General features: G+C 65.0%; 18 protein-coding genes. 5 read left to right on the top strand and 13 right to left on the bottom strand.

Annotation, left to right across the window (positions count from 1 at the left end; all coding sequences use genetic code 11):
* Window positions 1-31 precede the first annotated feature (31 nt).
* From hemB to AOT83_RS13230, 5 genes are all read right to left on the bottom strand, one after another.
* The gene (gene hemB / locus AOT83_RS13250) at window positions 32-1,015 is read right to left on the bottom strand and encodes a porphobilinogen synthase (protein ID WP_057964860.1); all 984 of its coding nucleotides are present in this window, start codon (window positions 1,013-1,015) and stop codon (window positions 32-34) included.
* A gap of 48 nt (window positions 1,016-1,063) precedes the next feature.
* Window positions 1,064-2,713, bottom strand: coding sequence for a bifunctional uroporphyrinogen-III C-methyltransferase/uroporphyrinogen-III synthase (locus AOT83_RS13245; RefSeq protein ID WP_057964861.1), 1,650 nt, complete (start codon window positions 2,711-2,713; stop codon window positions 1,064-1,066).
* A 31-nt stretch (window positions 2,714-2,744) separates the two neighbouring features.
* Window positions 2,745-3,668: a hydroxymethylbilane synthase gene (gene hemC, locus AOT83_RS13240; RefSeq protein ID WP_057964862.1), complete on the bottom strand. Its 924-nt coding sequence runs from the start codon at window positions 3,666-3,668 to the stop codon at window positions 2,745-2,747.
* Window positions 3,665-5,005: a glutamyl-tRNA reductase gene (locus tag AOT83_RS13235; RefSeq protein WP_057964863.1), complete on the bottom strand. Its 1,341-nt coding sequence runs from the start codon at window positions 5,003-5,005 to the stop codon at window positions 3,665-3,667. Before AOT83_RS13235 ends, hemC begins: the two co-directional genes overlap by 4 nt.
* 111 nt (window positions 5,006-5,116) lie before the next feature.
* A complete protein-coding gene (locus AOT83_RS13230; RefSeq protein WP_057964864.1) occupies window positions 5,117-5,371 on the bottom strand; it encodes a glutaredoxin family protein in 255 nt (84 codons plus the stop codon).
* 98 nt (window positions 5,372-5,469) lie between these two features.
* On the opposite strand from AOT83_RS13230, the gene AOT83_RS13225 reads away from it, so the two are divergent.
* Window positions 5,470-6,393: an HAD-IB family hydrolase gene (locus AOT83_RS13225; RefSeq protein WP_057964865.1), complete on the top strand. Its 924-nt coding sequence runs from the start codon at window positions 5,470-5,472 to the stop codon at window positions 6,391-6,393.
* Window positions 6,394-6,478: 85 nt separating this feature from the next.
* A complete protein-coding gene (locus AOT83_RS13220; RefSeq protein WP_057964866.1) occupies window positions 6,479-6,946 on the top strand; it encodes a MaoC family dehydratase N-terminal domain-containing protein in 468 nt (155 codons plus the stop codon).
* Here the strand turns inward: AOT83_RS13220 and AOT83_RS13215 are convergent.
* Complete coding sequence (locus AOT83_RS13215; protein ID WP_057964867.1) at window positions 6,943-7,947, bottom strand: AraC family transcriptional regulator; 1,005 nt, start codon at window positions 7,945-7,947, stop codon at window positions 6,943-6,945. The genes AOT83_RS13220 and AOT83_RS13215 overlap by 4 nt on opposite strands.
* A 109-nt stretch (window positions 7,948-8,056) precedes the next feature.
* Between AOT83_RS13215 and AOT83_RS13210 the strand changes: the two genes are divergently transcribed.
* From AOT83_RS13210 to AOT83_RS26860, 3 genes are read left to right on the top strand one after another with little or no spacing between them, the layout of a single operon-like run.
* Complete coding sequence (locus AOT83_RS13210; RefSeq protein ID WP_057964938.1) at window positions 8,057-9,490, top strand: DUF1254 domain-containing protein; 1,434 nt, start codon at window positions 8,057-8,059, stop codon at window positions 9,488-9,490.
* A 10-nt stretch (window positions 9,491-9,500) separates the two neighbouring features.
* Window positions 9,501-9,845 (top strand): heme-binding protein, encoded by a 345-nt coding sequence (locus AOT83_RS13205; protein WP_057964939.1) that lies wholly within the window; start codon window positions 9,501-9,503, stop codon window positions 9,843-9,845.
* Window positions 9,842-10,123: a hypothetical protein gene (locus AOT83_RS26860; RefSeq protein WP_057967837.1), complete on the top strand. Its 282-nt coding sequence runs from the start codon at window positions 9,842-9,844 to the stop codon at window positions 10,121-10,123. Before AOT83_RS13205 ends, AOT83_RS26860 begins: the two co-directional genes overlap by 4 nt.
* A 10-nt stretch (window positions 10,124-10,133) precedes the next feature.
* On the opposite strand, the gene AOT83_RS13200 is transcribed toward AOT83_RS26860, so the two are convergent.
* The 7 genes from AOT83_RS13200 to AOT83_RS13175 all read right to left on the bottom strand — a co-directional run bounded on the left by AOT83_RS13200 (window position 10,134) and on the right by AOT83_RS13175 (window position 15,116).
* Window positions 10,134-10,373, bottom strand: a complete 240-nt coding sequence (locus tag AOT83_RS13200; protein WP_227465435.1) for a hypothetical protein — start codon at window positions 10,371-10,373, stop codon at window positions 10,134-10,136.
* Complete coding sequence (locus tag AOT83_RS13195; RefSeq protein ID WP_057979803.1) at window positions 10,370-10,972, bottom strand: DUF4352 domain-containing protein; 603 nt, start codon at window positions 10,970-10,972, stop codon at window positions 10,370-10,372. The genes AOT83_RS13200 and AOT83_RS13195 overlap by 4 nt, the downstream gene beginning before the upstream one ends.
* Window positions 10,973-11,311: 339 nt before the next feature.
* Window positions 11,312-12,241 (bottom strand): nitronate monooxygenase, encoded by a 930-nt coding sequence (locus tag AOT83_RS13190; protein ID WP_057964869.1) that lies wholly within the window; start codon window positions 12,239-12,241, stop codon window positions 11,312-11,314.
* A gap of 92 nt (window positions 12,242-12,333) precedes the next feature.
* On the bottom strand, window positions 12,334-13,407 hold the full coding sequence (locus AOT83_RS13185; RefSeq protein WP_057964870.1) for a lysophospholipid acyltransferase family protein: 1,074 nt from the start codon (window positions 13,405-13,407) through the stop codon (window positions 12,334-12,336).
* Window positions 13,408-13,429: 22 nt separating this feature from the next.
* Complete coding sequence (locus tag AOT83_RS13180) at window positions 13,430-14,494, bottom strand: SDR family oxidoreductase (RefSeq protein WP_030096488.1); 1,065 nt, start codon at window positions 14,492-14,494, stop codon at window positions 13,430-13,432.
* 63 nt (window positions 14,495-14,557) lie between these two features.
* A complete protein-coding gene (locus AOT83_RS26855; protein WP_003402602.1) occupies window positions 14,558-14,659 on the bottom strand; it encodes an AURKAIP1/COX24 domain-containing protein in 102 nt (33 codons plus the stop codon).
* Window positions 14,660-14,855: 196 nt separating this feature from the next.
* Window positions 14,856-15,116, bottom strand: coding sequence for a helix-turn-helix domain-containing protein (locus AOT83_RS13175; RefSeq protein WP_030096487.1), 261 nt, complete (start codon window positions 15,114-15,116; stop codon window positions 14,856-14,858).
* Between the last annotated feature and the right edge of the window lie 39 nt (window positions 15,117-15,155).

The raw sequence follows: 15,155 nt of genomic DNA, 5'->3' as shown, positions 1-15,155 counted from the left end.
CTCGCGCCCGGGCAAACCCGGCACTACACCTTTAGTCGGCGAGCCAGCCTGCGACGTCCGCGGCCCAGTAGGTGAGCACGATGTCGGCCCCTGCGCGCCGGATCGAGGTCAGCGTCTCCAATGCCATGGCCTTTAAGTCGATCCAATTGTTCTGAGCCGCAGCGCAGATCATCGAATACTCACCCGAGACCTGGTATGCCGCAACCGGCACCGGCGATACGTCGGCCACTTGCCGGAGCACGTCGAGATAGGCCATTGCCGGTTTCACCATGAGGATGTCGGCACCCTCCTCGACATCAAGCTCGGCCTCGCGTAGGGCTTCCCGGCCGTTCGCCACGTCCTGCTGGTAGGTGCGCCGGTCTCCCTGCAGTGACGAGCCCACCGCCTCACGGAACGGCCCATAGAACGCCGAAGCGTACTTGGCGGCATACGCCAAAATGATGACGTCGGTGTGGCCGGCGGCGTCCAGTCCATCGCGAATGGCGGCCACCTGACCGTCCATCATGCCGCTCGGACCCACCACATGCGCACCCGAATTGGCCTGCGCTACCGCCATATCCGCGTACTGCTTGAGTGTCACGTCATTGTCCACCCGGCCCGCGGCATCCAACACCCCGCAGTGGCCGTGATCGGTGAACTCGTCGAGGCAGGTATCGGCCATCAGCACCGTGGAGTTGCCGAGGTCGGCGGCCAGGGTCGACAGTGCCCGGTTGAGGATGCCCTGCGGATCCAGCCCGGCGCTACCGGTGGCGTCCTTGTCCTTCTCCTTGGGAACCCCGAACAACATGAGTCCGCCGACACCGGCCTTCACCGCGTCCTCGGCGGCCCGGCGCAAGGATTCGATGCTGTGCTGCACCACGCCCGGCATGGACGCGATGGGGCGCGACTCGGTAACGCCATCTGCCACGAACATCGGCAGCACCAACTGCCGCGGTGCCAGCGTCGTCTCTGCCACCAGCCGACGGATCGCCGGGGTGGACCTCAGCCGACGCGGACGCTGGTAAGGAAACGACACCGCAATGGCCTCCGCTATCTGTCCGCTGCTTCTCCCGCTATCTCGCTACTAGCGCCGACGGCTCTTCTTACGCGGCGGCGGCAGCGCGCCCTCGGTGCGCAACCGCGCGGCATGCTCGGCGAGAGCCTCGACCAGCGGGCCGACGGCGGCGGTCTCCGGCTGCACGTCCACACGCAGCCCGAATTCGATTGCGGTCTCCGCGGTTTTCGGTCCGATGCAGGCCACGATGGTGCGCGCATGCGGCTTCCCGGCGATACCCACCAGATTGCGAACCGTCGAGCTCGAGGTGAAGCACACGGCGTCGAATCCACCGGTCTTAATCATCTCGCGGGTCTGCGCCGCGGGCGGCGCCGCACGCACGGTGCGGTACGCAGTCACGTCGTCGATTTCCCAGCCGCGCTCCCGCAGCCCCTCGGCGAGGGTTTCGGTGGCGATGTCGGCGCGAGGCAACAGCACCCGGTTCACCGGGTCGAAAACGTCATCATAGGGCGGGAACTCGTCGAGCAGACCGAGTGAGGACTGTTCGCCCGCCGGCACCAGCTCGGGGTTGATGCCGAACGCGCGCACCTTGTCGGCGGTGGCCTGACCCACGCACGCGATCTTCACACCGGAGAACGCGCGGGCGTCCAAGCCGAATTCGGCGAACTTCTCCCACACCGCACGCACCGCATTGGTGGAGGTGAACACCACCCACTGGTAGCGACCGTCGACCAAGCCCTTGACGGCCCTTTCCATCTGGGCCGGGCTGCGGGGGGGCTCGACGGCGATGGTGGGCACCTCGACCGGCAGAGCGCCATAGCCGACCAGCTTATCGCTCATCTCGCCGGCCTGATCCTTGGTGCGCGGAACCAGCACGGTCCAGCCGTACAGTGCGCGGCTCTCCCACCAGTTCAGCTTCGAGCGACCACCGACCACGCGGCCGATCGTCAGCACCAGGGCGCCGGTCATCGGTCCGTTCGGATCGTTGGCGTCCACCGGGACACCGTCGATCAGTGAGGCCAGCGTGGTCTCCACGGTCCGCTGTGCGCAAGTGGTGCCCTGCGCGGTGACCGCGACCAGAGTCTGGTCGGACAAACCGTGCTCGATGAGCGCCTTGGCGGCATCGGGCACATGCGTGGGGGTGGCGTGCAGGATCAGCGGACCCGGAGCAGCGGCCAGCGCCGCCCAGTCCACATCACCGCGCACATCGGCGACGGTGTGCGCGGAGCCCGGAGGCAGACCGGCGTAGGCGGGCACCGCAGTGCTCGACGACAGCCCGGGCAGAATCTCGAAGGCGACCTGGGTACGGGTGACCGCGGTGACCTCGGCCAGCACCGAATCGATCGAGAGCGGATCGCCGGCGACCAGCCGCACGACGTCCACGCCGTTCTTGGCCTCAGCAACCAGGGTCTTGGCGACATCGGCGGGATCACCCAGCGCCGGACGGATGTCGATGGTCAGCGGCGGCTCGACAACGGCCTCGACGTCACTCGACGTGGGCGCGTCATCGTTGCCGGTCGCGGGCTTGGCGGGCGCGGGTTCAGGAAGCTCGACCGCGGACCCGACGAGATCGAGCACCGCTTGCGGCACATCGGGGTCGGTGAACGCGACCGTGGCGCCGGTGAGTACCGCGCGCGCCCGGACGGTCAACAGACCGGGGTCGCCCGGCCCGGAGCCAACGAACAGGATGCGCCCTGGCTTCTTGCGCCCTCGGGTCACTACTGCCTCCCATATCGGCGGTTTGCGCCGCCTATTCAGCTGTCATCAGTGCTCGCGCACCGAGATCGAGCAGCTCCCTCGCGACCGCGAGCCCAAGCTCTGCGGCCCGATCGGGGGTGCCAATCCCGGAGGCCCGAATCACGTCAGATCCGTCCAGCGCCGCCGCACATCCGCGCAACGACAGTTCGTCGAAGACGCGGCCATCCTCATCAATCGACTCGACCACCTCGGCGATCGCGCCAACCGGTGCGGTACAGCCCGCCTCCAGCTCGGCAAGCAGAGCCCTTTCGGCAGTCACCGCGGCGCGCGTGTCGGCGTGATCGAGTTCCGCCAGTACAGCCACCAGATCGGTGACCTCACTGCGGCACTCCACCGCCAGCGCTCCCTGAGCCGGCGCGGGCAACACCTGCACCGGTTCCAGTGTCTCGGTGATGCGGTCCAGACGTCCGATACGGGCCAAACCCGCCCGGGCGACTACCACAGCATCAAGATCACCATTGGAGACCCTGCTCAACCTGGTATCCAGGTTGCCTCTTAGGGGGCGAATTTCCAAACCGAGACCCAGTGCTCTAAGCTGCGCGGCCCGCCGCGGGGACGAGGTACCGATCACCGAACCCGTCGGCAACTCCCCCAGCACCAGTCCGTCCCGGGCCACGAGGGCATCCCGGTAGTCCTCACGAGGGGGAATGGCGGCGATGACGAAGCGTGGGTCAGCCGCCGTTGGCAAATCTTTGTAGGAATGCACGGCAACATCGACGACGTTATCGGCGATGGCCTCGCGCAGAGCGGCCGTGAAGACCCCCACACCGATTTGCTCGACGGGTGCCGACGACTGGTCTCCTGCCGTCGTCACGATTACCAGCTCTGCCTCGTGTCCTTTGGCGCGCAGCGCATCCCGGATAACCCCGGCTTGAGTCGTCGCTAACAGACTGCCGCGGGTACCAATTCGGATCATCGGCTCTCTTCGTGTAATTCCTTTGTGGCAAGCGGCAATTCGCCGGCCGTGGCCACCGCCTCGACGGTGTGCGGATCAAGCTCGAACAGCTCGCGCAACGCCTCGGCATAACTGTCGCCACCGGGTGCCGACGCCAGCTGCTTCACGCGCACCGTGGGGGCGTGCAACAGCTTGTCGACGACTCGGCGAACTGTCTTGGCGACCTCGTCGCGCTCGGCCCCCGCCAGGCTCGGCAGCCGGCCATCGAGCCGCAGCAGTTCGGCCTCCACCACCTCAGCGGCCCGTTGGCGCAACGCGGTAACCGTCGGGGTGACCTCGGCCATCCGCTCACCGGTCAGATATCGGGCCACCTCGTCGTTGACGATCTGACGAGCAGCGCCCGCATCATCGGCTGCCGCGCGCGCGGTGGGCTCACGCTGGATGCGCTCCATGTCCACCACGACGACGCCGGGTAGCCCGGCCACCGTCGGATCGACGTCGCGCGGCATGCCCAGATCGCAGAACACGAGTTCACGGCCACCGCCCAGGGCGCGGTGAACATCGGCCAGTGAAATCACCGGCCGGACGGCTCCGGTACAGGAAACCACCACATCGGCTTGTGCCAGCGCCTGGTCAAGATGGTCCAGCGTGATCGCCTGCGCGTTCACGCCCGCCTCGCGCGCCGTCGCGGCGAGCCGTTGCGCACGCTCGGCACTGCGGTTCACCACCCAGAGGTTGTCGATCCCGGCGCGAATCAGCTGCGCGGTCGCCAGTGAGCCCATCGAACCGGCCCCGACCACGGCGGCGGTGCGTCCGGGCAGACCGTCGAGCTTGCCGTCCGCCAGATTCAGGGCCACCGACACCACCGAGGCACCGGCCGCGTCGATACCGGTCTCCGAATGCACCCGCTTGCCCACACGCAGCGCGCTTTGAGACAGCTCATGCAATACCCGGCCCACCGCTTGATGCGTTTCGGCGGTGGCATACGCATTGCGCACCTGACCCAACACCTGCTGCTCGCCGATCACCATGGAATCCAGGCCGCTGGCCACCGCGAACAGGTGCTCGACGGCAGCCTCGCTGTACCGGACGTAGGCGTATTTGGTGAGCTCGTTCATGCCCATGCCAGCGTGACGGGCGATTGCCTCACCGATGACGGTCAGGCCGCCGTGGAAGGCCTCAACCACGGCATATACCTCGACCCGGTTGCAGGTCGAGAGCACCATGACCTCTGTGACCAGGGGCGATTGCAGTATGTGTTCGATGATCTTGGGCTGATCGGCCTCGCCAATCGCCAGCTTCTCCAGCACCGGCACAGGCGCGCTACGGTGCGAGGCTCCGAACAGCAGGACACTCACCGCAGGTCACTCCGCTGACATCTCACTGTCCAGCTCCCTTGCTTTTGGTGAGGCTCGAACTTCATGCACGGTAGCCCGAAAATGGCCACTGGGCAAAATCCAAACAGCCTGTTATCGGTCACGTTTCAGGTCCGCCCGGAGCCGAGGCTCGTCTACTTCCCAATAGCTGTGCTCCTGACCGTCCAGCAGCACCACCGGAAGCCGGTCACCGAACTCCGCTCGCAACGACGAATCTGTGATCGCGGCCTCATCCACATCGGTGACGGTGAGTGAGACCCCGAACTCGTCGGCCAGGGCCACCAATTCACGCTGCGCACGTTCGCAGGCAGAGCACCCCACGCGTGTCAGCAGCGTTAGTGACGTCATATGTCAATTCTGCCACCGGGTCCCCCGAGTTCCCGCCACCCTCAGTAGGGTTAAACGGCATTCGGAAACGGCGGACAGGAAGGGCGGTTAAGCCGGTCATGACCAGCCCCCAGATCAACGGCGACCCCCCTACCGAAGGCCCCGCGGAGGAACAGCTGCTGGCCGAGGCGTTCGCCGAAGACGTCGCGCGCGCCGCCTCCTTCGCCGAGGCAGACGCCGCGGCGGCCATCGAGCAGCCCACGGGTCCGCCGCCTGCCGATCTGACCGCCGCCGCGTTCTTCGACGTCGACAACACCCTGGTGCATGGCTCCTCACTGGTGCACTTCGGCCGCGGCCTGGCGCAGCGCGACTATTTCCAGTACTCGGACATGCTTCAGTTCGTCTGGGCGCAGGCGAAGTTCCGGCTGACCGGCCGGGAGAACTCCGACGATGTCGCGGCGGGCCGGCAGAAGGCGCTCTCTTTCATCGAGGGCCGCAGTGTCGACGAGCTCGTCACACTCAGCGAGGAGATCTACGACGAGACGCTCGCCGACAAGATCTGGCCCGGCACCAGGGCGCTGACTCAGATGCACCTCGACGCCGGCCAACAGGTGTGGCTCGTCACGGCCACTCCCAAGGAGCTGGCCGAGACCATCGCCCGGCGGCTGGGCCTCACCGGGGCGCTGGGCACCGTCGCAGAATCGGTGGACGGGGTGTTCACCGGCCGGCTGGTCGGCGACATCCTGCACGGGCCGGGCAAGGCGCGGGCCGTGCGCAACCTGGCCATCCGCAACGGGTTGAATCTCAAGCGCTGCACCGCCTACAGCGACAGCATCAACGATGTGCCGATGCTCTCCTTGGTGGGAACCGCGGTGGCCATCAATCCCGATGCGGAGCTACGGGACGTGGCACGGCGCCGAGGGTGGGAGGTCCGCGACTTCCGTACCGCGCGCAAGGCGGCCCGAATTGGCGTGCCCTCGGCGGTGCTGCTCGGCGCCGCGGGTGGAGCCCTCGCGGCCGCACTGGCCCGTCGTGAGAAGTAATGATCGGCATTACCGCTGCTGATAGGCTCAGCGCCGCTTGAACTGTCTAGATTCGTACCTGACCTGCAGCGAAATGGGTTAATGCATGGCCATCCGCCAAGACATCGTCGGAACGCACTACCGCTACCCCGATTACTTCGAGGTCGGCCGCGAGAAGATGCGTGAATTCGCCGCGGCCATCAAGGACGAGTGCGAGGTGAACTCGGGCGTCGTGGCTCCCATCACCTTCCTGGCGGTCGCGGGCCGGCGGGTGCAGCACAAGATCTTCACCGAGATGGATCTGCCCATCAATGTGGCACGCGTGTTGCACCGCGACCAGAAGCTCAAGTTCCACCGCCCCATCAAGGCAGGCGACCGGCTCTACTTCGATAGCTACCTGGACAGTGTGCTGGAGTCGCACGGCATGGTGACGGCCGAAGTACGGGCCGAGGTGACCGATGCCAACGGTGAACCCGTCGCGACGAGCATCGTGACCATGATCGGTGAGGCCGAGGGCCACGAAACCGACGCGGCTTCGATGGCCGCGAACATCGCCTCACATCGCAAGGCTTAGCGGCCTCGACGGTCCTGCCGATAGGTGCTCGGGGTCGTCCCGAACCAGCGCTTACAGCTTCGGGTGAACACGCTCTGCTCGGCGTAGCCGAGCTGCCTGCTCAGATGATCGAGACTCAGATCGGTATCGGACAGCAGTCGCTCGGCAGCTTCCCGACGGGTTTGGTCGACGAGCTCGGCAAAGGTCGTGCCCTCGGCTCCGAGTCGACGTTGCAGCGCCTTCGGGTGCACTCCGAGGTGTAAGGCGATGTCCCCCAAACCAATCGCTCCGGTCGGGAGCAGCTGCCGAATAAGGACACGGGCCAGCTGACTGGAATCTGGTTTGCGGTTGGCCTGAGTGCCCGTCAAGTAGTCGACGGCAGTCTGGTGGGCGAGATGATCCTTGGGCAACGACTTCTGCATGTCGGTGGCCCGCAGGGTGAAACCGCCGACAGGCTCACAGAAGAACGGTGAACAGCCGAAATAGCGCTGATACCCCGCGGCCGCGGTGAGTGCCTGGTGCGGTAGATGAACGGAAACAGGCCGGTAGCTCCCACCCAGGAAGTGATGCAGCACCCGCAGTGTGACACCCAGCGACAGTTCGACTGCCTGCGCCTGCGGAGGGGCGGGGGTCAAGAGATACTCGAACTCGAACCGGCACAGCGACGGATCCCGATGCGCTGTGACCCGAGCGCCTATCGCCGGACAGTATGCGCCCATGAACTTTTCGAGAATCGCGAAGGCATCGGCAACTGTGGCCGCCGTGCGCGCCGCCAAACCCACCGGCCCCAGGATCTCGATGCCCTGCCGCCGGGCCAGTCGCCGACCGAAGTCCGGCGCGTTAAGGGCCGCCGCGGTTTCCTCCAGTGCGCGAGCGCCGTTGCGCAGGGAGATGAACCGCTCGTACGATCCGGCGTCTGCCGGTGAAACCCGCGCTCTGGCAAGCAGTTCACTGCCGTCCCCGCCGAGTTCGGCCACCAGCTGGTGATAGTTGGTGAGCGCCGAACCACGGATCACCGACATGTCTCAAACTGTCAAATATTTGTCTTCCAATGTCAAGACAAGCAGGTGGGATGTGCTGCACGATCAACGTTCGGCGAACAAGATCGTCACCACAGGAGAGGGTGAGTCCGTGAAGGTTTGGTGTATGCAGTGGACCAAATTATTGGTCGTGATGAGCACCGTCGCATTGGCGGCGGGACTTACCAGCTGCTCGAAAGAGTCTGGTTCCCAGAAGCTTTCCACCGACGAGGCCAAGTCCATCGCCATGGACGCGTATGTATTTGGCTATGCCCTTGTCACCATGGAGATGACCCGCCGCGTGATGACCAACGTGGAGAAGGTCGAATCTCCCCGCGCCCCAATGGGACAGCTCATGCGGATGCGCGAGTATCCCAACGCGGCCTTTCGCGATGTCACCGCGCCCAATGCCGACACCCTGTACACGAACGCGTTCCTCGACGTTGGCAAGGAACCGTGGATCGTGAGCCTGCCCGATGCCCACGATCGCTATTACCTGCTTCCCATGCTTGACGGGTACACCAATGTCTTCGAGGTGCCCGGCAAACGCACGACAGGGACCGGCCCCCAGACTTATGCCATCACCGGACCTGGCTGGAAAGGCGAACTGCCCCAAGGAATCAAGGAATACAAGTCGCCGACGTCGATCGTGTGGCTACTGGGTCGCATCTACTGCACTGGAACCCCGGAGGATTACGCCGCCGTCCACAAAATGCAGGACGAAATCTCGTTGGTGCCGTTGAGTTCGTACGGCAAGCAATACACCCCGCCCGCTGGCACCGTAGATCCGAGCATCGACATGAAAACGCCCGTCCGTGACCAGGTCAACAATCTGAGCACCAAGGCATACTTCGACATGCTGGCCGCCCTGATGAAGGACAATCCGCCCACCGAGGCCGACAAGCCGATCGTGGAGAAGATGGCCAAGATCGGCATCGAGGCCGGAAAGCCCTTCGACATCGACAAATTCGGTGCCGACACCGTCAGCGCCCTGCAATCGGTGCCCAAGGAAGCATTCGGCAAGATCATGGCGCACTTCAAGGACGCAGGCGAGAACATCAACGGGTGGGTGTTCACCACCAAGACCGGCGTATATGGCACCGAGTACCTGCAGCGCGCAACGGTCGCCGCAATCGGGCTGGGCGCAAACCGGCCCGAGGACGCCGTCTACCCCACCTCGGAGGTCGACAACACCGGGAAACCGTATGACGGGTCACGTCAGTACGTGCTGCACTTCGACAAGGATCAGCTACCACCTGCCGAGGGATTCTGGTCACTGACGATGTATGACGCGGGAATGTTCTTCGTCGACAACCCACTGAACCGGTACACACTGAGTCAGCGCAACAACTTCGCGACCAACCCCGACGGATCGGTGGATCTGTATCTGCAACACGACAATCCCGGACCAGGAAAGGAGTCGAACTGGCTCCCCGCACCCGAGAGAAAGTTCAACCTCATGCTCCGCCTGTACTGGCCGAAGGAAACGCCGCCGTCGATCATTGACGGCACCTGGAAACCACCCGCCGTGCAACAAGTCCCGTAAGGAGATGTCCATGAAGCTCGTTGCCACAAGCCTATTTACAGCCCTGAGTGCCGCAGCACTCTTCACCGCGGCGGCCGCGAATGCCGAACCCGAGCGTCCGCCGAACTGTACGGCGGCCGACCTCGCTGGAGTCTCGGCGGGCGTCGCCGCCTCCACCTCGAGTTATCTGTTCACCCACCCGGAGGTCAACGACTTCTTCACGAGCCTTGCGGGCAAGCCGCACAGCGAGATGCAAAGCGCGGTGAAGGCCTACTTCAGCACCAACCCCGAAGCCGAGAACGATCTGCGCTCCATCCGCCAGCCCGTCGTCGACTTCCGCGAGCGCTGCCAGCTGCCGCAGGAGCGGCAGCCGTGAGGCCCGGTGTAGCCGCGGCAACAGTCGCGGTGGCCTTCGCGGGGCTGCTGCCCATTGCGCTGCCCACGGCCAACGCCGATGTCTGCGTGGGCGGCGGGCGCCGAGTCTCGGTGAGCGGCTGCATGAACGTCGCCGACACCGTGCAGCGATACGCACCTCCGCCTGAGGACTACGCACCCTTGCCGGACGATCCTCCGCCCCCTCCCCCCGCACCGAACGTTCACGCGTGCGTGGGCTACAACGGCCGCTGGGTAAGCGCGAGCGGCTGCAACCCCTGACGGTGCGCGGCTAGCCGTCTTTTCCTAAGCCGGCGATGTAGTCGACAAGAGCCGGATGCAGTCGATGCCGCCGGAAATCGGCGGCCGGGTCGGGCCGCCAGAAGATCGGCAGTTCGTTATCTTCGGCTGCGCGATGACACTTCAGCAGCAAGTCGTCGTTCAGTGGTTCGGCAGCCCGTCTGCGCAGCGCCGATTTGAGCTCGTCGGGAAGTGCCTCCCACACCGCTTCCGGCTTCAGATCGACGCTCACTGCGCCAGGCCGCTGTTGCCCATATCGGCCAAACTCAGCTGAGTGCCCGGGGCTGCCGGCGAGTCACGGAGGATGATCGCCGACGGCTCGGCGCCCTCGGGAATGTCGAACGCGATGGACGCCACGATGCTGTCGCCGGGATCGATGTCCGCACCGAGCACAGGCTGAGAGGCGTTCTGGTCCGCATCCACGGTTTGATCACCGGCGACAAGTTGCTGAATAGCCGGCTCGAACCGCTGGCGATCGGTGCCGTCGTTGATCACGCGCACTCCGACCAGAACGTGGCCGCCCTGCGCATTCTCGGGCAGCCCAGGATCGCCCGCGACCAGATACGCCGTGACGTCGGTCACCGCGATGGCTAACTGGCCGGAACGCCCCTGATGCCCGAGGCCGGCCGCTTCGGGCGTCACCGAAGCAACTTCACTGACTGGCATCGATCGAGGGATGCTGATGTTTCTACCGTCGTCGAGACCCAACAGTGTGGCAACCACAATGAAGGTCGCAATAACGCCGCCGAACAGCATCGGCGCTGCAGGAAAATCGCCACCCCGGGAGAAGTGGGCAATGCCACCCTGACCCTCCAGCGAAGGTTGAGTCACAATACTAATCCTCAATTCGGGGTAGCGGTACAACAGCTGAGCGCCCCCGCGATTGACTAAAGGCTAACATCAATAGAGCCTATCGGCACGTCGGTACATTCGTTACCGACCAGGGCCAGTCGTTTGCGAGGAAAGGCCGCCAACACGGGGCTTCGCACCGATGTGGCTTTGCTGATTTGAGCGCAGCCCAGCAGGCTCCCCGGCACGACGTGCGATGACGGCAGCAAGTGAGCAGCCAGGGCACCGCACAGACGGGCTAGTTAGCGGTTGGATCTCCGTGGGCACCCCGGACCGCAGGCGGCAATGACGCGGCCGCCCCCACTCGGCGCCGAATCCTCGTCAGCTGTATTGGGCTGCGAGCTTGCCGATCACCGCGGTGAACTCGTCCATGGTGGTGTCGAGAATGTCCCCCACAGACTCGACCGCACCGATGCGCCCGGCCACCTGCCCGCCAAGTGGCACGAAGGTGTCCATATCGCCCCCGAAGTAGAGGTCCACCGGATTCCCGGTCTCCATGAGCGACACCAGATCCCGTCGTTCCATCTCTTCGGTGCGCTCGCTGCGCAAGGCGCGCAGACCTGGCTTGGTCAGCCTGTTCAGTAGCACGGTGTCGGTCTCGCGCGCAGCGACCACCGCCGCCTTCCAGTTGCCGTGGATGGGTGACTCGGCGGCCGACATCATCCGGGTACCCATCTGCACACCCTCGGCGCCGAGCGCGAAAGCCGCCGCCATGGATGCACCGTCACAGATACCGCCGGCGGCGATGATCGGAACGTCCACCTGCGAGCGCACCAGTGGCAGCAACACCATGGTCGACGCACCCTTGGGATCCTTGAAACCGCCGCCTTCGACGCCTTCCACCACCAGGCCGTCCACTCCCGCGTCGACAGCCTTGAGGGCGGCCGCGAGCGTCGGGACGACATGAAAGACGGTAAGGCCGTTGTCCTTGAGGATCCGGGTGTACTTGTTGGGGTCGCCCGCGCTGGTGGTCACGAACGTCACGCCCTGATCGACCACAAACTGCGCGATGGAGGGGTCTCGCACGAAAGCCTGTGCGATGTTCACCCCGAATGGTTTGTCGGTGAGCTCACGCATGAGGCGAATCTCGCCCTTGATGGCATCGAGCTCGCCCGAGCTTGTTTCGATGATGCCGAGCCCGCCGGCTTCGCAGACCGCGCTGGCCAGCCGGGATCGCGCGATCCAGCCCATCGGAGCCTGCACGATCGGCCGCTCGATACCCAGCAGTTCGGTTACCCGGTTGGTGATCACGCATCGAACTTACGCCGCCCGCACTGTGCCCCGCGGCGAGGATCTGCGATACGAAACCGCCAGTACACGGCGTATCGGCGTAGAGGGAAGACCTAGCCGAAGAACATGTTGCGACGACCCGCGAGCAGCCGGTACAGCGTCTGCTGGATGGTCTCGCGGACCTGGTCGGTGACCTCGAATGTCACCATCGGATCGTCGGCCGCCGTCTCGTCAAACCCGTCCGTGGGGATCGGTGTACCGAACTCGATATGCCACTTGGACGGCAGCGGCACCAACCCCACGGGACCTGCCGCCGGGAACAGCGGCGTCACCGGGAAGTAGGGCAGACCGAACAGCCGGGCGATCACCTTCAGGTCGGCGATCATCGGGTAGATCTCCTCGGACCCGACGATCGAGCACGGGATGATCGGCGCTCCGGTACGAATGGCTGCCGCGACGAATCCTCCACGGCCGAATCTCTGCAGCTTGTAGCGATCCTTGAACGGCTTACCCAGTCCCTTGTATCCCTCGGGGAACACGGCGGTCAGCTCGCCCGCGGACAGTAGCCGGTGCGCGTCGGCAGTGCACGCCAGCGTATGACCCGCCTTTCGCGCCAACTGTCCCAGGAACGGTGCATCGAACACCATGTCGGCGGCCAGGTTGCGCAGGGTGCGGTTGCCGGGGCACCGGTCATGCACGGCCACCGAGAGCATCAGCCCGTCGAGCGGCAGCACACCCGCATGGTTAGCCACAACCAACGCCCCACCGGTCGCGGGAATGTTCTCGACCCCGGTCACGTCCACCCTGAACCATCGGTTGAACAGTGGCCTGAGCAAAGGAAGTAGCAGCGATTCGTTGAGGTGCTCGTCGAATCCGAAATCGTCGACGCTGTAGTCGCCGCCGACTCGGCGGCGAATGAACTCAGCGACGGCGGCGATGTTGGCCGCGAGGGCAGTCAGCGACTCTTCATCGCCCAGAGGGGCGTTGCCCTGTGCCGCGCGAATCTCGTTGAGGTCGTGGATGACTGCGGCGGTATCCGCGGAATCTCCAGTCGGCGCATCGTTGGCCAACGATGACGGATGCCGCCGGCCGGCATCGGCCCGCGCCTCGGCCCGGCGAGCGCGTGCAGCATGGCGTTCTGAATTAACCTGCAGTTGAATGACTTTCGCCTTTGTGTCGCCTGCCATGCTTCTCACCTCCGCCCTATGTCTACGAACTGATCTTCTGCGCGAGAGCCACCGCGCGATCTCCCAATGAGCGTACCCACTCCGGCTCGATTACTGGAGTGATCCCGCGTCCCCGAACGTAGTCACCAAAGGCCCCAACGGTCGTCCACTTGGGCTGATACCCGAGTTCGACCTTCATACGGGTGTTGTCGATCGCGCGCCCATAGGCCAGCCAGTCACGCTGTTCGGAACTCAGCTCGGTGTACCGGGTGCCCTTGGTGAACGACGCAATTCCCGCCACCGCAAACGACGGCACCGGGATGCCGAGTTGCCCGGAACGGCGGACCGCCTGCGACATCATCATCATGCCGTCGGCCGCGATGTTGAAGGTGCCCGCCTTACCTGCCATGGTGGCGCGCTCAAGCGCGCCCAGCGCATCCTGCTCATGCAGCAGCTGCAGGCGGGCGTCGCGCCCAAACACGGTGGGCACTAGCGGGCCCGCCAGATAGCGCGCCAACGCGGTGTCCATACCGGGGCCGATCAAGTTGGCCAACCGCAGGATCGTCACCGCCACATCGGGGCGCCGCCGGGCCAGACCGCGGGCATAGCTCTCGATATCAATGCTGTCCCGTGCGAAGCCGTCGGACGGTGGACGGCGCGCACCCATCTCCTCGGTGAACATCACCGGATCCCGGGGGCCGGCTCCATAGACCTGTGCGGTGGACTTGACGACAACGCGCTGCACAGTGGGCGCCTTCTGGCACGCCGCGAACAGCTGCATCGCACCCATCACGTTCAATTCCTTGAGCGCGGCGCGCCCACCCGAACGCGGCGAGAACGAGGCCGAGGCGGTGTGCACCACCGTGTCGACCTCGCCGTTGCGGATGACCTTCGCGATGAACGGGTTGCGGATATCGGCCCGCACGAACTCTGCCCGCCCCATCCTGCGCAGCAGGTCCTTGCTTGGGGCGACAGCATCTACCGCGATGACACGGTTGATCATCGGGTTCTGCACCAGACGCGCAGCCAGATAACCCCCGAGGAATCGGCTGGCTCCGGTGACCAGCACCACCCGCGGGTAGTGCAGATTGGTCTCACCGGTGCTCACGGACGAAGCCTATCCATCACGGCACCAGTGGGCATCCCGAGCGGATGCCCACTAACGCAAGGTTTACTTACCGAGTTTTCTGCGCTGAACCCGAGTGCGGCGAAGCAGCTTGCGGTGCTTCTTCTTGGACATACGCTTACGCCGCTTCTTGATAACTGAACCCATGAACTCCTGCTAACTACTTTGAAATCGTCTTTACCGTGGACGCGTGCACAGCGGCTTTTTCCCAGCCGTACACAAGGCGCCCTAACCCAAAAAGGCTTACGCCAGGGTGCCGCATGACTCTACCTGCTGCGGCCTCAGGTCAGGAAACCGGCAGAACCGGCAGCCCCCCGGGGGGCATCTCCCGCTTCGAGGCGCCTTATCCGGCGTCGAAGTAGGAGGCCTGCAGCAGATCGTTGACCGCCTTGGCGTGCACACGGAACGACCGGCCGACCCGCACCGCGGGCAGCTCGCCGTTGTGCACCAGCCGGTAGACGGTCATCTTGCTCACGCGCATCAGCGCGGCGACCTCGGCGACCGTAAGGAACTGAGCCTTCCCGGATTGGCCAGCGGCCGCCGCGTCCCGGCCCGGCTTGGCGCCGGCCCCGTCGCGCGCGGATGGCCCGTTGATTGACGTCATCGCATACCCATTTCCCTAGGCACGTGTCGTGCCGCCAAT

This window comes from Mycobacteroides sp. H001 (assembly GCF_001440005.1).
GTDB classification, from domain to species: domain Bacteria; phylum Actinomycetota; class Actinomycetes; order Mycobacteriales; family Mycobacteriaceae; genus Mycobacterium; species Mycobacterium gwanakae.
The sequence above is the reverse complement of the archived record's forward strand: the minus strand, read 5'-3'. Positions and strand labels throughout refer to the sequence as shown.

What these genes read in the sequence shown, in the direction of transcription:
- AOT83_RS13175 (WP_030096487.1), bottom strand. Translation starts at nt 15,116, where the DNA reads ATGACGTCAATCAACGGGCCATCCGCGCGCGACGGGGCCGGCGCCAAG.
- AOT83_RS13220 (WP_057964866.1), top strand. Translation starts at nt 6,479, where the DNA reads ATGGCCATCCGCCAAGACATCGTCGGAACGCACTACCGCTACCCCGAT.
- AOT83_RS26855 (WP_003402602.1), bottom strand. Translation starts at nt 14,659, where the DNA reads ATGGGTTCAGTTATCAAGAAGCGGCGTAAGCGTATGTCCAAGAAGAAG.
- AOT83_RS13215 (WP_057964867.1), bottom strand. Translation starts at nt 7,947, where the DNA reads ATGTCGGTGATCCGTGGTTCGGCGCTCACCAACTATCACCAGCTGGTG.
- AOT83_RS13225 (WP_057964865.1), top strand. Translation starts at nt 5,470, where the DNA reads ATGACCAGCCCCCAGATCAACGGCGACCCCCCTACCGAAGGCCCCGCG.
- AOT83_RS13205 (WP_057964939.1), top strand. Translation starts at nt 9,501, where the DNA reads ATGAAGCTCGTTGCCACAAGCCTATTTACAGCCCTGAGTGCCGCAGCA.
- AOT83_RS13230 (WP_057964864.1), bottom strand. Translation starts at nt 5,371, where the DNA reads ATGACGTCACTAACGCTGCTGACACGCGTGGGGTGCTCTGCCTGCGAA.
- hemC (WP_057964862.1), bottom strand. Translation starts at nt 3,668, where the DNA reads ATGATCCGAATTGGTACCCGCGGCAGTCTGTTAGCGACGACTCAAGCC.
- AOT83_RS13185 (WP_057964870.1), bottom strand. Translation starts at nt 13,407, where the DNA reads ATGGCAGGCGACACAAAGGCGAAAGTCATTCAACTGCAGGTTAATTCA.